This is a genomic window from Novosphingobium sp. AAP93, assembly GCF_001296055.1.
Lineage (GTDB): Bacteria > Pseudomonadota > Alphaproteobacteria > Sphingomonadales > Sphingomonadaceae > Novosphingobium.
In genome coordinates this window covers 18,532-35,077 of sequence record NZ_LJHZ01000026.1, presented here as the reverse complement: position 1 = coordinate 35,077, position 16,546 = coordinate 18,532, and the positions used below count along the sequence as shown (strand labels likewise).

The window sequence follows — 16,546 nt, the reverse complement described above, 5'->3', positions numbered from 1 at the left end:
CTTTCGCTAAGGGCAGGTCTGGCGCAGGCGGCCAGCAATCGCAGGCGCGCTAGCAGTTTGGCATGGGTTAGGCAACTTTGCGCGGGCCATCTGCAATCAGCGATCAAGAAGCCTTGCGCTCCCGCCAAGCCCTGCCTATAGGCGCGCCTTCCGGTCGGGACGTAGCGCAGCCTGGTAGCGCATCACACTGGGGGTGTGGGGGTCGGAGGTTCGAATCCTCTCGTCCCGACCAATCATTTCAAGCGTCGCTCTTGCCCCCAAATGCAGCGCTTGGCCTCCCGGAACCTCCTGTTTTTTGTTGCGCTCCGCCGCAAGCGGCTACGCTGGTGGTTCGAATCCTCTCGTCCCGACCAATTTATCCCTCCCCTGAAAACAAGCCCGCAAACTGCTTGCGCAGCTCGGCTTTGAGCACCTTCCCCATCGCATTGCGCGGGAATTCGGGCACGATCCGGATCGCCTTGGGCTGCTTGAACCGCGCCAGCTTCTCCCGCGCCACGGCCTCAATGACCGCCGGATCGAGATCATCCCGCGCCGCCGTCACCACGGCGACAACGCCCTCCCCGAAATCGGGATGCGGCACGCCGATGATCGCGACGTCCGCTACGCCGTCCACTTCGGCGAGCACCATTTCCAGCTCGGCGGGATAGATGTTGAACCCGCCCGAGATAATGAGGTCCTTCGAGCGCCCCGCGATGGTCACCCGCCCGGTCTCGTCCTTGAAGCCGGTGTCCCCGGTCACGAAGAACCCATCCGGCCCGATCGCTTCCGCCGTCGCCTCGGGCCGCCGCCAGTATCCGGCGCAAAGGTTCGGTCCGCGAATCTCGATTTCACCAACCTCACCTGCGAGCAGTTCGGTTCGCGGCTCACCGCCAACAACGCGCAGTTCAACTCCCGGCAGCGGATAACCGACCGTACCCGGAATCCGTCCCTCCGGCGCATAGGGGTTGGAGGTGATCATAGCCGCCTCGGTCATCCCGTAGCGTTCGAGAATGCGGTGCCCCGTGCACGCCTCGATCTCGGCGAAGACGGAGGGTAGCAGCGGCGCCGAACCGCAGATCATCAAACGGATGTTCCGCACCGCCTCCCGCCCGAAGTCCGCCCGCTCCAGCAGCCGTGTGTAGAAAGTTGGCACGCCCATGAACACGCTGACGGTGGGCAGCAGTGTGACCACCTTGGCCGCATCGAACTTGCCCAGCAGATGCACCGTCGCAGCGCTGTAGAGCCCCAGATGCAGCGCCACGAACAGCCCATGCGCATGGAACAGCGGCAGGCTATGCAGGATGCTGTCGGCATCGCAAAACTGCCAGGTCTCGAACAGCGCCGCGACGTTTGAGGACAGGTTCCGGTGCATCAGCATCGCACCCTTGGGCCGCCCGGTCGTTCCTGATGTGAACAGGATCGCGGCCAGATCGGTTTCCGCCATGACCTCCACGCGCAGATCAGGCTCCAGCCCCGCCGCCAGCGCCGGAAGCGTCCCCGAACCATCCGGCTCCAGCGTCATCCGCATCGGCGTGTCACTGTCCGGCACCGCCGTCGCACTGCCGTGGACCAGCAGCACCGGCTCGGCATCCTCGATCAGCATGGCAAGCTCGCTGGCGGTATAGGCCGGGTTCACCGGCACCGCGATCGCGCCCGAGGCGAGCGCGGCCAGATAGGTCAGCGCAAAGCCAGGCGAGTTCTCCGCCTTGATCATCACCCGGTCGCCGCGCTGCACGCCAAGCTGCGTCAGCGCCGCGCGATATCTGCCAATCGCGGCAGGCAGCTCGCCAAACGTGCAGACCGTCTCCCCCTGCCACAGCCATGCGGGCTTCGCCTCATGCCCCGCATGGCGGCTCAGGAAAACGGCAACGAGATTGGCATTCATGGCGCGGCCCTCTCCGGCTGGTATGCCCTGCCCATAGAGCGCCGCAATGCCTGCCGCCAAGCCGGATCAGCGTTCCCCCAGCACCTTGGCCATCAGCGCTTCCATCCGCGCCACATCGACCGAGAGCACCACATCCGCCAGCCCCTCGTCCAGATGCGGCCGATAGGCATCGTGCCAGGTCAGCATGTCGCCATAGCCCGCGCCGAAATCGGTATTGAAATCATACCACAGCCGCTCGGACTTCGTGACGATCGAAGGATCCAGCCAGACCGCCACCGCAATCTCGTCCCACATCGGAAAGCCCGGCTCCATTCGCCGCAGGAACGCCGCCACCGGTGGGCGCGAGGCCTTCGCCAGCCGCTCCAGCAGCGCAGGCGAAAGCTGCGTCGCGGTCGAAGGATCGGATGGAATGATCGTCACCTTGGGCCAAGGCGCATGCGCGGCCATGCTCGCCGCCTCCGGATCGAAGCGGATATTGAACTCGCGCCGCGGCGTGTTGACGAACTCGCGCGCGAAGTCAGAGGCGGATTTGCCCTCCAGCACCTGCCTTGGCGCCAGACTGCCGCCCATAATGATCAGCTCCTTGACCAGCGAAGCGAACTCCGGATCGAGCCGCTGCGCCAGCGCCAGATTGGTGAGCGGACCCGAAGCAATGATCGTCACCGCATGCGGATGCGCGCGCACCGTGCGGATCAAGAACTGCGCGGCGGGTTCGTCCAGCGCCTTGAGCTTGGGATTGCCCCACGGCAGGTCCACTGGCTCGAACGGACCGTGATAAGGCGGCGTGGACTGCGCAGTAGGCTCGGCCCACTGCTTCATGAAGGCGCCTTTCCAGACCAGCTTGCCGTAGAGCGCTTCCCACCGTTCGGTGCGCGCCTCGCTGTTGAGCAGCGGAAAGGTCGCCCCTTCCGCCACCGGCACTTCGGTGCGCCCGAGCAGTTCGAGTCCGCGCAGCACCATCGCGGTCGCCCGGTTCGCCCAGACATTGCCCGAGACCGTCGTGATCCCCAACACCTCGACGCGGGGATCCTCCAGCAGCATCAGATGCGGGATCGCGAACCCCTCGTCATCGATGATCACCCGCCGCTTCGGCTCCGCCGCCCACGCGGGTACCATCGCCCCTAGCAACAGCGCCAGCGCGAGAAGGACCCGCCCCACGCCTTACTGCGCCTTGCTCGCGTCGGTGCGGTACTTGTCGAACCACGCGAGGATCGCCGAAGCCTTGGCCGCCGATTGCGAAGGCCGTGCGGTGAACCCGCCGTGGCTGGCGCCAGGCACCTTCACCAGCGCGGTCGGCACGCCGCGGATCTGCAGCGCGGCGTAGTACTGCTCGGATTCGCTCACCGGCGTGCGGTAGTCTTCACTCCCCACCACCACCATCGTCGGCGTTTTCACGTTGCCCACGAGCGAAAGCGGCGAGCGACTCCAGTAGGCCATCGGGTCTTCCCACGGCTGCTTGCGGAACCAGTACCGCGAGGTGAAGCCGGTGCCGTCCATCGTCAGCGCCTCGCTGATCCAGTTGATCACCGGCTTCTGCGTCACGGCTGCCTTGAAGCGGTCGGTCTTGCCGACGATCCAGCTCGTCAGCACGCCGCCGCCCGAACCGCCCGTCACGAACAGGTTGTCAGGATCGGCCACGCCCTTGGCAATCGCCGCATCCACCGCGCTCATCAGGTCGCCGTAGTCGTCGCTCGGATAGTTCTTGTCGATCGTGTTGGCGAATTCGTTACCATACGAAGTCGACCCGCGCGGATTGGTGAACAGCACCGCATAGCCATGCGCGGCATAAAGCTGATCGTCCGAGGAGAACACCGGCCCATAGGCGCTGTGCGGCCCGCCGTGGATCTCGAGGATCAGCGGCACCCGCTTGCCCGGCTGGTAGGACGGCGGGAGAACCAGCCACGCCCCGATCTTGCGGCCATCGCTCGCGGTTACATCCAGCGGCTCGACCCGGCCCATTGTCTTGCCCGCCATCAGCGTTGCGTTCAGCTGCGTTACCTGCCGCTTCCCGACAAACAGGTCCGCCGGGCGCGCACCGCCGCTCGCATCGCCGGTCCAGGCTATCACACCGCCCTTGGAAACGCTGAACTCGCCGCCGGTGTAAGGCCGGTCAAGTCCGCCGCCGGCCAGCCCCTCGGCCAGTACCGTCAGCTTGCCCGCAAGGTCCACGCGCGCCACCCTGCGCGCAGCCTTGTCGTCATAGGAGACGAAGAGCAAGCGCCCGTCCGCCGCCCATTGCACGTCCTCGATGCTGCGATCGAGCGCAGCCGTCAGCGCGCGCGGGTTCGAACCATCACGGTCCATCACATAGAGCACGTCTTCCTGATAGCTCCGTCGCGTATCGTCGTAGCCCAGATAGGCGATCTTGCTGCCATCGGGCGAGAGCACCGGGTTGTGATCCGGCCCATAGCGCTTGGTCAGTTGGCTGAGCGTCCCGTTCACCACATCGACCGCAAACACCTCGCTGTCATTCGGCTCGCGCTCCCAGTCCGCGCGGCGATTGGAGGAGAGCACCAGCGTGCGCCCGTCCAGCGAGAACGAAAGCGGCCCGGAAACGTCGAACTTGCCGAAGGTCAGCTGGCGCGGGGCACCGCCATCCGCCGCCACGATGAAGGCCTGATCGAACCCGGGCTTCAGATAACCGCCGCCGTCCGCGCGATAGGTCACGCGGTCGATCACCTCGAGCGGCTCGGCCCATTTCGCACCCTCGGGCTTCGCCGGTGCGCTGCCGAACTTCGTCGCCTCACCCGGCACGAGCATCACGTAGGCGATCTGCTTGCCATCGGGCGACCATGCCAGGCTGGAGGGCGAATCCGGCAGCCCCGTAATCCGCGCGGTGGCGCCGCTCTCCATCCAGCGTACATAGAGCTGCGGCGAGCCGCCTTCCTCGGCACCGACATAGGCCAGCCGCTTGCCATCGGGCGACCAGACCGGTGAGAACTGCGAGCCCGACCCCGCCAGTGGCACCTGCTCGCCGGTCTTCACATCGACCAGCCAGATCGCCGAGCGCATCTTGTCGGCCATGACATCGCCCGACTTGCGGACATAAGCCACGCGCGACCCATCTGGGCTGATCTGCGGGCTGGAGGCCATTTCCAGCCCGAACAGGTCCGAACCGGTGAACAGCCGCGAAGGCTGCTCGGTTGTTGCAGCTGGTGCGTTCTGGGCCACGGCGGGCAGCGAAGTCGATAGCAGCAGGAGGGCAAGCGTCTGGCGAAGCATGGATAATTCCCGGATGGTGGAGCTATGCGCCACCCTTGGCCCGCCGGGCCGCACCGGCGCAAGAGGTGTTTTACTCGCCTGCAACAGCTTCAATCGCAGCAAGATGCCGCGCGACTGCTTCAGGCGGCAGGAACGAGCCGGTGAAGCTGTTCCGCGCCACTCGAGCCAGATCCCCGTGCGAAAGCCCCCGCGCCTCGGCCACCGCCTTGTAATTGTCGAGCACATAACCGCCGAAATAGGCCGGATCGTCCGAATTGACCGTGGCCTTCAGCCCCGCTGCCAGCATCCGGTCGAGCGGATGCGCCGCCAGATCGTCCACCACGCACAGCTTGAGATTGGAGAGCGGACAGACCGTCAACGTCATCCCCTCGCGCGCCAGCCGCTCGACCAGCGCGGCATCCTCAAGCGCCCGGTTGCCATGATCGATCCGGTCGACCCCCAGCACATCGAGCGCCTCGTGGACATAGTCGGGAGGCCCCTCCTCCCCCGCATGCGCGGTGAGCTTGAGGCCCTTGGCCCGCGCCGCCGCAAACACCCGCGCGAACTTGCTCGGCGGATGGCCGAGCTCGCTGGAATCGAGCCCCACCGCCGTGATCCGGTCGAGCCATGGTTCGGCCATCGCCAGCGTCTCGAACGCCGCGTCCTCGCTCAGGTGCCGCAGGAAGCTCATGATCAGCCGCGATGTGATCCCCAACCGCGCCTCCGCATCGGCCATCGCCGCGAGCAGACCCTCGATTACTGTACCGAACGCGATGCCCCGGTCGGTGTGCGTCTGCGGATCGAACATGATCTCGGCATGGACAACCCCGTCCGCTGCCACCCGCTCGAAATAGGCCATCGCCAGATCGCGGAAATCCGCCTCGGTCTGAAGGACACCGGCGCCTGCGTAGTAGATGTCGAGAAAGTCTTGCAGGTTCGAAAAGGCATAGGCTGCCCGCACGTCCTCGACGCTGGCGAAGGGAATGCGCACTCCGTTGCGCTCCGCCAGCGCGAACATCAGCTCCGGCTCGAGGCTCCCCTCGATATGGAGGTGGAGCTCCGCCTTGGGCAGCTTCCGGATGAAGTCTTCAAGCGTGTCCATGGCCCGCATCCCTGTCCCAAACGCAGCGACCCAGAACATAAGTCTGTTGCACCGCCCGGTCATCGCCCAGTACCTGCAGTGCAAACAACCGCTCCGCCAGTGAAGCCCCGGCCGTCCGCCGCGCCATCAGCGGCGTCGCGGCATCGTCGAGTACCACGAAATCGGCTTCCTGACCCTCCGCCAGCATGCCCACTTCGCCATCGATATGCAGCAGCCGCGCCGACCCGCCTGTCGCCAGCCAGAGCGCGCGGAATGGATCGAGCACATAGCCGTGCGGCAATCCGGCCTGATACGCCAGACCACCATTATGCAGCAGCGAAAGCGATGTTCCCGCGCCGATATCGCTGCCCAGACCCAGCCGCACCCCATGCCGCTCGGCCTGCCCGAAATCGAACATACCGGAGCCGAGGAAGAAGTTGGAACTCGGGCATACCGCGATCCCCGCGCCCGTCTCCGCCAGCCTAGCGCAAGACCGGTCCGGCAGATGCACGCCATGCGCGAACACGGAGCGATCCGTGACCAGCCCGAAGCGGTCATAGGCATCGAGATAATCGACCGCCTCGGCAAACCGCGCCGCCACGGCTGCGATCTCCGCCTTGTTTTCGGCCAGATGGGTATGCAGCAACACACCCGGATGCGCTGCCAGCAATTCCCCTGCGACAGCCAACTGCTCGTCGCTTGAAGTCAGCGCATAACGCGGCGTCACCGCATAGCCCAAGCGCCCGCGCCCATGCCACTTGGCGATCAGCGCCGCACTCTCGGTCCTCGCTTCCCGAACGCTATCGCGCAGACCATCCGGCCCAAGGTCCATCAGCACCTTGCCGCAGATCATGCGCAAATCGCGCGCCTCCGCCGCCGCAAAGAACGCCTCGACCGAAGCGGCGTGCACGGTGCCGAACACCAGCGCGCTCGTTGTGCCTTGCCGCAGCAGCTCATCGAGGAATTCCTCTGCCACAGCTGCCGCGTGGACCGGGTGGGCAAAGGCCTTTTCCGCCGGAAAGATATGCCGCTCCAGCCAGTCGAGCAGCTGTTCCCCATGGCTCGCGATCCGGCCAAGCTGCGGATAATGCACATGCGCATCGATCATGCCGGGGACGATCAGGCCCTCCAGCCGCTCCACTGCAAGCCCGGGAAAGCGCGGCGCCATATTCGAGTACGCTCCTCGCGCCACGATCCGCCCGCCGTCAATCACCAGCAGCCCATCGGCCTCATGGCGCACAGCGTCCGGTCCTTCCGCCGGATCATGCGACAGGCTCAGGATTTCCCCGCGAAAGCCCTTCATGCAGCGGCTGCCCGAACTGCCTGAACCTGCGGCAACTGCAGCAGCTGCGCCAGCAGCGCGACCGCGATCACATCCGGCTCCTTGCCCGTCACCCCCGGCAGCCCGATCGGACACGTCAGCCGCCCGCGCGCTTCCGCCGAAACCCCGTCCCGCTCCAGCCGCGCCAGAAACCGCGCCCGCTTGGTCATCGAACCGATCAAGCCGGTGAACGCCAGTGGTGCGCGCGAAAGCGCCGCCAACGTGAGCCGATAATCGAGTGCATGGTCATGGGTCAGGATCACCACCGCCGCATCGTCCGGCGCCTCTGCGACGCAGCCTGCAATCGCCTCGTCAGCCACCACCGTCACGCCTGCAATGTTGGCGAGTTCATCCCGCACATCGAACCACGCCAGCCGGATCGGCAGCCCCTCGACATGCCGCGCAATCGCCTGCCCGACATGCCCCGCGCCAAGCAGGTACACTGGCCGCCGATACCCCCCGATCACTTCGGCGATCCGCGCGCCCACGCCAGGCTTGTCACCACGCGCTGAAACCGGAATCGGCGGGCAATCATCGACCTGCCGGGCAATCCCCTGCTCGCCCAGCATGCTCACCAGCACCCGGCCTTCCGCCGCCTCGGCCAGCCAGCTAAGCGCCGCCCGGTCCACATGCTCCACCAGCAGCCGCACCCGGCCGCCGCAGCACTGGCCCAACAGCGGCCCCAGCGGATAGTCCTGCACCCGCCACGTGCCCGGCGCATGGTCCAGCACCGCCCGCGCCTGCTCCACCGCGCGAAACTCCAGCGCGCCGCCGCCGATGGTGCCAAAGAGCGCGTCCGGCGTCACCAGCATCCGCGTCCCGGCCCCGCGCGGTGCGGAACCTTCGGTCGCCAGCACGCTGACCATCGCGACAGGCCCAATCCCCGCCAGACGCGCAAGATCGCTCAGCCACATGGTCACGCGCGCAAACTCGCAAGCGCGCGCAGCACCGCCTCGGGCGTTGCCGGCGCATCCAGCTTCGGGAGTTCGCGCACCTCCGGAGCCGTCGCCGCAATCGCCGCCGAGATCGCACAGAAAACCGAGTTCGCCAGCATCAGCGGCGGTTCGCCCACCGCCTTCGAGCGGTGGATCGTCGGCTTGACGTTCTCGCCGTCCCACAAGTCGATCCGCATCCGCTTGGGCCGGTCAGACGCGGTCGGCACCTTGTAGGTCGCGGGCGAATGGTTGAGCAGGCGGCCCTTGGCGTCCCACTCCACCACTTCGGTCGTCAGCCAGCCCTGCCCCTGCACGAAGCCACCCTCGATCTGCCCCCGATCGATGGCCGGATTGAGCGAGCGCCCGACGTCGTGGAGAATATCGACAGCCAGCACCTTGTGCTCACCCGTCAGCCTGTCGACGACGACCTCCGAAACCGCCGCACCATAAGCGAAGTAGTAGAAAGGGCGCCCCCGGTGTGCGGCGCGATCGTATTCGATCTCCGGCGTCGCATAGAACCCGGTCGACGAGAGCGAAATCCGGCCCAGCCACGCCTTGCGCGCCGCTTCGGCAAACGAAAGCCGCGTCTCACCCGCGATCACGCCCTCAGCAGTGAACCGCACCTCGTCCTCCGCGCAGCCGAACGCCCCGGCGAGAAAATCCGCCATCCGCTCCCGGATCGCCATGGCCGCGCGCCATGCCGCCATGCCATTGAGGTCCGCGCCCGAACTGGCCGCCGTCGCAGACGTATTGGGCACCTTGTCGGTCCGCGTCGCGGTGATCCGCACCGTATCGACACCCACGCCGAACACATCGGCTACGATTTGCGCGATCTTGATGTGCAGCCCCTGCCCCATCTCGGTCCCGCCATGGTTCGCCTGGATCGAGCCATCGGCATAGACATGGACCAGTGACCCGGCCTGATTGAGGTGCGTGGTAGTAAAGCTGATCCCGAACTTCACCGGCGTCAGCGCGATACCCTTCTTGAGTAGCGGCGAGCCCGCATTGAACGCGGCAATCGCCTCGCGCCGAGCATCGTAGCGCGAGGTTTCCCGAAGCCGCGCTATCATTTGCGGGGCAATGTTGTCCTCGATTGTCATGCCATAAGGCGTCATATCGCGCCCCGGCCCGTAGAGGTTGCGCTGCCGGACATCGAGCGGATCGAGCCCCAGCCGCGCCGCGACATGGTCGCATACACGTTCGATCGCCAACATCCCCTGCGGCCCCCCGAAACCACGGAACGCCGTCGCCGATACCGTGTTCGTCTTCAGCCGCTCCGAAAGGATTTCGACATCCGGCAGGAAATAGCAGTTGTCGGCATGGAACATCGTCCGGTCGTTGATGCCTGGGGACAAGTCCATCGTCGCCCCGCAGCGCCCGCCGAAGCGCAGTTTCACCGCCGAGAGCTGCCCCTCGCCATTGTGCCCGACCTCGTAATCGACCTCGAAGTCATGCCGCTTGCCGGTCACGATCATGTCGTCGTCGCGGTCGCAGCGGAACTTTGCGGGCCGCCCGGTATGGTGCACCACCAGCGCCGCCGCCGCCGCAAACAGCGCCGCCTGGCTTTCTTTGCCACCAAATGCCCCGCCCATGCGCCGCACTTCGACGGTGACGTCAGCGCTGCTCTTGCCCAGCAGATGCGCTACCAGATGCTGCACTTCGCTCGGGTGCTGGCTGGAAGAGACGACATGGATCTGCCCGTCCTCCCCCGGCCGCGCATGCGCGACCTGCCCCTCCAGATAGAAGTGATCCTGCGCGCCGATCTTCAGCGAACCTGCCAGCCGGTGCTCTGCCCCCGCGAGCGCAGCGTCTGCATCACCGCGCGCCATGCACTGGTCCGCCTCGATCCGCGAACCCGCCGCGCGGGCCTGCTCGACGGTAATCGCGGCCTCGAGCGGTTCGTAGGTTACCTTGCCCAGCCGCGCCGCCTTGCGCGCCGCCATCCGCGTCTCCGCCGCCACCAGAAACACCGGCTGGCCATGGCTCACCACTTCGCCGTCGGCCAGCACACGATCGTCATGCGCAATTGGCCCGACGTTGTTCTCGCCCGGAATATCCGCCGCCGTGTAGACCGCAACGACGCCCGGATAGGCCCGCACCGCCTCCAGATCGATGCTGACAATCAGCGCCCGCGCTTCGCTCGAAAGCCCGAACGCGAGATGCAGCGTCCCCGGCAGCTCAGGCTCGTCGTCGACATAGCGCGCGAGCCCAGCGACGTGCAGGTGCGCGCTGTCATGCGCCAGTGCCGGCATGGCCGCTTCGGGCCAGAGCGGGTTCCCTTCGGCCATCAGCAGGCCTCCACGTCGAGCACCGACGTCGCTACGCCCCGCTCGCGGTGCCACAGCCGCCAAAGCAGTGCCGAAGCGACCTCGATCCGATAGGCGGCGCTACCGCGCACATCGGTGAGCGGGCTGAAATCGGCCTTCAGCGCCTCGACCGCCGTTCCAATAGTCGCCTCGCTAAACGGCTGGCCGACCAGCGCCGCCTCGCATCCCGCAGCGCGCCGAGGCGTTGCCGCCATGCCGCCGAACGCCACTCGCGCCGACTGGATGACACCCGCCTCGAGTGTCAGCGCAAATGCGCCCAGCACCGCAGAGATATCGCTGTCAAACCGCCGCGAAAGCTTGGAGACACAGACCACCGTGCCCGACGCCGGACGCGGCACGAACACGCTTTCGACAAATTCGCCCGGCTTGCGGTCCTGCTTACCGTAGTCGAGGAAATAGGCCTCCAGCGGCATTGTCCGCCGCCCCGCGGACGACCGCAGCGTCAGTTCCGCCCCCAAGGCGATGAGCGCCGGCGGACCGTCGCCGATGGGGGAGCCATTGGCGATATTGCCGCAGACCGTGGCCGAAGAGCGCACTTGCAGCCCCCCGATCCGCCGCACCAGTTCGCCCAGATCCGGATGAAGCCCAGCCAGAACCCCATGCGCCTCGGCATAGCGTACGCCCGCACCGAGCTGCACGCCTTCCGGCGTTTCCTCGATGGCCTTCAGGTCCGCGACATCGCCGATGAAGACGACAGTCTGCAAATCCCGCAGCCCCTTGGTCACCCACAAGCCGACGTCGGTCGCCCCTGCCACGATCCGCGCATCGGGATGCGCCGCCAGCACTTCGACAAGTTCGTCCGAAGTGCGCGGCACAAACCACTGCCGCCCCTCGAAAATACTGCTCGCCATCGCGTCACCGGCCAGCCTCGACAGCCCGGCCAGCACTGCCGCATCGTCCTGCGTGAGCGACGACACCGCCTCTCCTGCTTCAAGGATCGGCCCATAACCGGTGCAGCGGCACAAGTTGCCTGCAATGGCATCCGCCACCGGCAGTTCGCTCCCCAGCGCCCCGATCGCACGCCCATGCAGCGACATCACGAACCCCGGCGTGCAGAACCCGCACTGGGAACTTCCGTTCGCCGCCATGCACGCCTGAAGCGGGTTAAGCTTGCCGCCAACAGTCAGGCTCTCGACCGTCATCACCGCCTTGCCATGCACCATCGGCAGAAACAGAATGCAGGCATTCACCGCCCGCCATTGCACGCGTTCGCCCATGGCCTCGCCCACAAGCACCGTGCAGGCCCCGCAATCACCCTCTGCGCAGCCTTCCTTGGTGCCCGTCCGCCGCAGCGGCCCGCGCAGCAGGTCGAGCAGCGTGCCCGTCGGATCGGGCGCCGCCAATTCGACCACCTCGCCATCGAGCAGGAAGCGCACCGCCACGGTTCAGCTCCCCCGGTAGGTCGAATAGGCAAAGGGCGAGAGGAGCAGCGGCACGTGGTAGTGCCCCTCTTCCGAGACGCCGAACGCGATGCGCACGTCACCGAGGAACGGCGGATCGGGCAGCGCGACCCCCTTACCCGCAAAGTATTCCGCCACCGCAAAGGTCAGTGCGTAGCGCCCCGGCGCGAGGTCCGGCAGGCCCGGACAGCGCCCATCTGCATTGGTTTCGCCCGCGAACAGCGCCTCGCCATCCGCGTCTTCCAGCCACAGTTGCATGCCCGCGGCAGGCTTGCCGTGCATCGTATCGAGCACATGCGTCGAAAGCGTCGTCATCAGGGTGCTCCTGCTTCGATCCAGCGGCCCAGCGCCTCACGCTCGGCCTTGGTCATTCCGGTCGTGTTGCCCAGCGGCATGATCTCGGCATTGACCGCCACCTTCTTCACCCGCGCCACGAACTGGCGGGCGTGTTCATGGCTATCGAGCATCACGCCCAGCGGCGGCGCGGTCACGAGATCGCTGGTCGGTTTCTCGGCATGACAAGATACGCAATGCTTCTGGAAGATCGGCTCGACACTGGCCCAGTCCGTCGAGCCGCTTTCGGCGCGCTTGGCTCCGGCCTTCTCGGCGGAAACATAGGTGACGCTTGCCAGCGCCAACACCGCCGCGACGAGGATCGCCCGCCCCAGCGGACGCCCCTTGTGCCGCAAGTTGAACACGTGCCGCACCGCCACGCCCGTCGCGCCCAGCAGTGCCAGCACCAGCCACGGCCGGTCCGCGCCAAAGGTCATCGCGTAGTGGTGGCTGATCATGATGAACAGCACCGGCAAGGTCATGTAATTGTTGTGCAAGGAACGCGCCTTGGCCGCCTTGCCGAGCGCCGGATCGGGCACTTCGCCCTTGATCAGCGCCGCCACCACCTTGCGCTGGTTGGGGATGATCACGAAGAACACGTTGCCGACCATCGCCGTCCCGATGATCGCGCCGACGTGCAGATAGGCCCCGCGCGCGCTGAACACCTGACACAGCCCCCAGGCCGCCGCAACAAGCAAGGCAAACCACACCGCGCCAAGCGCCCGGTCATCGCGCCCCAGCGGAGAGCGGCACAAGCCATCATAGACCAGCCACCCCGCGACCAGCGCCGCCGCCCCGATCCCGGAGGCCTGCAGCGGCGTAAGTGCCGCCTTGGCCGGATCGATCAGGAAACTCGCGGCGCCAACCCAGTAAACCAGCACCAGCAGCGAAAAGCCGGTGATCCACGTGGTATAGGCCTCCCACATGAACCAGTGCAGGTCTTCCGGCATCTCGCGCGGCGCGACCTGATACTTCTGCTTGTGATAAAATCCGCCGCCGTGGACCGACCACACCTCGCCGGAAGCCTCACCGGCCTTGGGCGTCACCAGATGGTTGTCGAGCCAGACAAAGTAGAACGATGAGCCGATCCACGCGATGCCCGCCGTCAGGTGGAACCAGCGGATCGCCAGATTCAGCCATTCCGCGAGATCGATGTTCAGGGCTATATTCATCGCGCATCCTCCAAGCGGAGCCGCACGATTTCGCTGATCTGCGCAATCGCCGTCGCGATTTCCGTCTCACGATCATGCGCCAGCCGCACTCCCATCGCCGCAAGAATCCCCGCCTTGTCGGTCAGCCGCACGCAGATGATGAAGGGAAACCCGAACCGTTCCCGATAAGCTGCATTCAGCGCATGGAACTGCGCAAACTCCGCCTCGGTCAGCCGGTCCAGCCCCGCACTCGCCTGCTCTGCCGCTGAGGCCTCGGTCAGCGTCTTGTCGATGGCAGCCTTCCCCGCCAGCTCCGGGTGCGCACGGATCAGGGCGAGCTGTTCCTCAGGCGTTGCCGCATATACAACCGCCATAAGATCCGCATGCCGGTCTCCGCTCGAAGGCAGCGCATCCGCACGCGCCTCGATCCAGGGGCTATGCTCGAACAGCGCCGTCACGAGATTGCTCCCTCAAGGCTGACATGGGCAGAGACGACCTTCCAACCGTCGGAAAACTTCACCCAGCTCTGGCTCTGCCGTCCGCGCCGTTCAGAGCCCTCACGGAAAAACTCCGCATCCGCTGTGGCAAAAGCATCGCCGTAAACGGTGATCGCCACATGCCCCAGCCGCCGCTGCGGTGATCCGCCGCGCCCCTTGCGGAACTCGCGGATGGCCTCGATCCCCCACAGCACTTCGCCCACGCCAAAGCGGTTGGTCGTCGGTGAATCGTGAAAGAGCGCGTCCATCGCGAGCAGATCGTCGGCCATCAGCGCGCGCTCGTACTCGTGGAACGCCGCGGTCACTTCGGCGAGCAGGACCGGATCGTTCACCGTCATGCCGGATGCTCCGCCAGCCAATGCCGCGCGATATCGATCCGACGCGCAATCCACGCGTCGCCGCTCGCCATGACATGATCGACAAACCGTGCCACCGCCCGCGCCCGCCCCGGACGACCCGCAATCCGCCCGTGCAGGCCAATCGACATCATCCGGCCACCTTCCTCGCGCAATTGCTCAAAGGTATCGTGCAAGTACCTGAAAAACTGCTCGCCTTCGGTGAACCCATTGAGCGCCACGATCTTCATGTCGTTGGCATCGAGCGAATAAGGCATGATCAGCTGCGGCTTGCCATGCCGCCGGTCCCAGTAGGGCACATCATCGGCATAGCTGTCCGCATCGTAGAGAAAGCCGCCCTCCTCCACCACCAGCCGAGCAGTGTTCGGCGATGTCCGCCCCTGATACCAGCCCAGCGGCCGCTCCCCGGTCAACTCGGTATGCAGCGCAATCGCCTTGGCAATGTGCTCGCGCTCCACGTCTTCCGGCACATACTGGTAGTCGATCCAGCGATAGCCGTGGCTCGCTACCTCCCAATCCGCCTTCAGCATCGCCTCGACCGCCGCCGGATTGGCCGCCATCGCCGCTGCCACGCCGAACACCGTCACCGGCACGGCGCGCTCGCTGAACAGCCGGTGCAGCCGCCAGAACCCGGCGCGGCTGCCGTATTCATAGAGGCTTTCCATCGCCATGGCTCGCGCCGGATGGCTCGCGGCGCCGACCATTTCGGAAAGGAACGATTCCGAACCCTTGTCGCCATTGAGGACAGAGTTTTCCGCGCCTTCCTCGTAATTGATCACGAACTGCACGGCGACCTTGGCCCCGCCCGGCCAGCGCGCGTCCGGCGGTGTCGCCCCATAGCCGACGAGGTCCCGCTCGGAGGTCATGCCGCCTCCCACGCCGCTAGCGCCGCCGGCACCGCCGCGCCCAGCGGAACCGCATGTCCGGCTGCTGTCAGGCACGCTTCCAGCGCCGCCAGCGTCAGCAGCACCTTGTGCTTCATCGCGTTGTAGCCCATCGCGCCCAGCCGCCAGATCTTGCCTTGCAGCGGGCCGAACGCGGTGCCGATCTCGATCTCGAAATGCGCGCGCATCGCGGTGCGGATCGCCTCGCCATCCACGCCCGCCGGGATGTAAACGCCCGTCACATTGGTCATCCGGTGCGCGTCATCGCCATAGACGGTGAGGCCCATCGCGCGCACCCCCGCCGTCATCGCCGCGCCCGCCTTGCGGTGCCGGGCGAAGCGCGCTTCAAGCCCCTCGCCCAGCGCCACCCGCGCGCATTCGCGCGCGGCATAGAGCATCGAGGTCGCTTCGGTATGGTGGTTGAGCCGCTTCTCCGACCAGTAGTCCATGATCATCGCCAGATCGAAATAGTTGGACGGAATGCGCGGCCCCACCCCATCGGCGATGTCCGCGCGCCTGATCCCCTGCTCGACATGCCGCCGCGCGAAGATGCGCTCCGCGGCGCGGTCCGAAATCGTGATCGGCGCGCTGCCCGAAGGCCCGCCAAGGCACTTCTGAAGGCCCCCGGTCACCACATCGACGCCCCACCGGTCCGCCGCGATCTCCATGCCGCCCAAAGTCGCGCAGGCATCGACGTAGAGATAGGCCCCCGCCGCCTTGCACAAATCGCCCAGCCCATCGAGCGGCTGCGCCATCGTGGTCGAGGTATCGCCGTGCACTGTGGCGACCACCTTCGGGCCATACCGCTCAATCGTCTCGGCGATCGCCTCCAGCGGGACGACTTCGCCCCACGGTACGCTGACCTGCTCGATCTTCGCGCCCAGCCGCGTGAGGATTTCGGTCAGGAGCAGCCCGAAGCGCCCGAAGTTCACCACCAGCACCGTGTCACCGGGCTCGACAAGGCTCACCAGCGACGCCTCGATGGCCGCGCGCGCGGTACCGTCGATAAGCATCGTCCACTGATTCGCGGTCCCGAACACCGGGCGATAAAGCGCCATGACCTGGTTCATGAACCCGGTCATTTCCGGATCGAACTGGCCGAGCAGGTCCGCTGACATCGCGCGCAGCACGCGCGGGTGGGCGTTGACCGGGCCCGGCCCCATCAGCAGGCGCTGCGGCGGATCGATCTCGCCGAA

At 66.3% G+C, this 16,546-nt stretch carries 14 protein-coding genes and 1 tRNA gene; 1 reads left to right on the top strand and 14 read right to left on the bottom strand.

All coding sequences use genetic code 11. The features are described 5' to 3' along the window. Positions 1-155 precede the first annotated feature (155 nt). Positions 156-232 (top strand) — tRNA-Pro (locus IP83_RS05475). Between the two features lie 123 nt (positions 233-355). On the opposite strand, the gene IP83_RS05470 is transcribed toward IP83_RS05475, so the two are convergent. The 14 genes from IP83_RS05470 to IP83_RS05405 all read right to left on the bottom strand — a co-directional run bounded on the left by IP83_RS05470 (position 356) and on the right by IP83_RS05405 (position 16,513). Then, a complete protein-coding gene (locus IP83_RS05470; protein ID WP_156309590.1) occupies positions 356-1,924 on the bottom strand; it encodes an AMP-binding protein in 1,569 nt (522 codons plus the stop codon). Between the two features lie 6 nt (positions 1,925-1,930). Then, complete coding sequence (locus IP83_RS05465) at positions 1,931-3,022, bottom strand: nucleoside hydrolase (protein WP_369816996.1); 1,092 nt, start codon at positions 3,020-3,022, stop codon at positions 1,931-1,933. 3 nt (positions 3,023-3,025) lie between these two features. Beyond that, on the bottom strand, positions 3,026-5,086 hold the full coding sequence (locus tag IP83_RS05460) for a S9 family peptidase (RefSeq protein WP_054121204.1): 2,061 nt from the start codon (positions 5,084-5,086) through the stop codon (positions 3,026-3,028). A gap of 70 nt (positions 5,087-5,156) precedes the next feature. Next, positions 5,157-6,167, bottom strand: coding sequence for an adenosine deaminase (locus tag IP83_RS05455; protein ID WP_054121203.1), 1,011 nt, complete (start codon positions 6,165-6,167; stop codon positions 5,157-5,159). Continuing rightward, the gene (gene guaD / locus IP83_RS05450; RefSeq protein ID WP_054121202.1) at positions 6,154-7,449 is read right to left on the bottom strand and encodes a guanine deaminase; all 1,296 of its coding nucleotides are present in this window, start codon (positions 7,447-7,449) and stop codon (positions 6,154-6,156) included. The genes IP83_RS05455 and guaD overlap by 14 nt, the downstream gene beginning before the upstream one ends. Continuing rightward, positions 7,446-8,381, bottom strand: coding sequence for a xanthine dehydrogenase accessory protein XdhC (xdhC, locus tag IP83_RS05445; protein WP_156309589.1), 936 nt, complete (start codon positions 8,379-8,381; stop codon positions 7,446-7,448). Before xdhC ends, guaD begins: the two co-directional genes overlap by 4 nt. A gap of 2 nt (positions 8,382-8,383) precedes the next feature. After that, positions 8,384-10,690, bottom strand: coding sequence for a xanthine dehydrogenase molybdopterin binding subunit (xdhB, locus tag IP83_RS05440; RefSeq protein WP_054121200.1), 2,307 nt, complete (start codon positions 10,688-10,690; stop codon positions 8,384-8,386). Beyond that, the gene (gene xdhA / locus IP83_RS05435; protein WP_054121199.1) at positions 10,690-12,111 is read right to left on the bottom strand and encodes a xanthine dehydrogenase small subunit; all 1,422 of its coding nucleotides are present in this window, start codon (positions 12,109-12,111) and stop codon (positions 10,690-10,692) included. Before xdhA ends, xdhB begins: the two co-directional genes overlap by 1 nt. 3 nt (positions 12,112-12,114) lie before the next feature. Beyond that, the gene (gene uraH, locus IP83_RS05430) at positions 12,115-12,444 is read right to left on the bottom strand and encodes a hydroxyisourate hydrolase (protein WP_197274284.1); all 330 of its coding nucleotides are present in this window, start codon (positions 12,442-12,444) and stop codon (positions 12,115-12,117) included. After that, positions 12,444-13,634, bottom strand: a complete 1,191-nt coding sequence (locus tag IP83_RS05425; RefSeq protein WP_197274283.1) for a urate hydroxylase PuuD — start codon at positions 13,632-13,634, stop codon at positions 12,444-12,446. The genes uraH and IP83_RS05425 overlap by 1 nt, the downstream gene beginning before the upstream one ends. After that, the gene (gene uraD, locus IP83_RS05420) at positions 13,631-14,071 is read right to left on the bottom strand and encodes a 2-oxo-4-hydroxy-4-carboxy-5-ureidoimidazoline decarboxylase (protein ID WP_054121197.1); all 441 of its coding nucleotides are present in this window, start codon (positions 14,069-14,071) and stop codon (positions 13,631-13,633) included. The genes IP83_RS05425 and uraD overlap by 4 nt, the downstream gene beginning before the upstream one ends. Next, complete coding sequence (gene hpxZ / locus IP83_RS05415) at positions 14,068-14,448, bottom strand: oxalurate catabolism protein HpxZ (RefSeq protein WP_054121196.1); 381 nt, start codon at positions 14,446-14,448, stop codon at positions 14,068-14,070. The genes uraD and hpxZ overlap by 4 nt, the downstream gene beginning before the upstream one ends. Further along, positions 14,445-15,332, bottom strand: coding sequence for an allantoinase PuuE (gene puuE, locus IP83_RS05410; RefSeq protein WP_054121195.1), 888 nt, complete (start codon positions 15,330-15,332; stop codon positions 14,445-14,447). The genes hpxZ and puuE overlap by 4 nt, the downstream gene beginning before the upstream one ends. Further along, complete coding sequence (locus IP83_RS05405; RefSeq protein ID WP_082364512.1) at positions 15,329-16,513, bottom strand: alanine--glyoxylate aminotransferase family protein; 1,185 nt, start codon at positions 16,511-16,513, stop codon at positions 15,329-15,331. The genes puuE and IP83_RS05405 overlap by 4 nt, the downstream gene beginning before the upstream one ends. Positions 16,514-16,546: the final 33 nt, after the last annotated feature.

Excerpts from the sequence above, each read along its gene's own strand:
- IP83_RS05425 (WP_197274283.1), bottom strand. The coding sequence starts at position 13,634 with ATGAATATAGCCCTGAACATCGATCTCGCGGAATGGCTGAATCTGGCG.
- IP83_RS05405 (WP_082364512.1), bottom strand. The coding sequence starts at position 16,513 with ATGGGGCCGGGCCCGGTCAACGCCCACCCGCGCGTGCTGCGCGCGATG.
- xdhB (WP_054121200.1), bottom strand. The coding sequence starts at position 10,690 with ATGGCCGAAGGGAACCCGCTCTGGCCCGAAGCGGCCATGCCGGCACTG.
- IP83_RS05460 (WP_054121204.1), bottom strand. The coding sequence starts at position 5,086 with ATGCTTCGCCAGACGCTTGCCCTCCTGCTGCTATCGACTTCGCTGCCC.
- puuE (WP_054121195.1), bottom strand. The coding sequence starts at position 15,332 with ATGACCTCCGAGCGGGACCTCGTCGGCTATGGGGCGACACCGCCGGAC.
- guaD (WP_054121202.1), bottom strand. The coding sequence starts at position 7,449 with ATGAAGGGCTTTCGCGGGGAAATCCTGAGCCTGTCGCATGATCCGGCG.
- hpxZ (WP_054121196.1), bottom strand. The coding sequence starts at position 14,448 with ATGACGGTGAACGATCCGGTCCTGCTCGCCGAAGTGACCGCGGCGTTC.
- IP83_RS05455 (WP_054121203.1), bottom strand. The coding sequence starts at position 6,167 with ATGGACACGCTTGAAGACTTCATCCGGAAGCTGCCCAAGGCGGAGCTC.
- uraH (WP_197274284.1), bottom strand. The coding sequence starts at position 12,444 with ATGACGACGCTTTCGACGCATGTGCTCGATACGATGCACGGCAAGCCT.
- xdhC (WP_156309589.1), bottom strand. The coding sequence starts at position 8,381 with ATGTGGCTGAGCGATCTTGCGCGTCTGGCGGGGATTGGGCCTGTCGCG.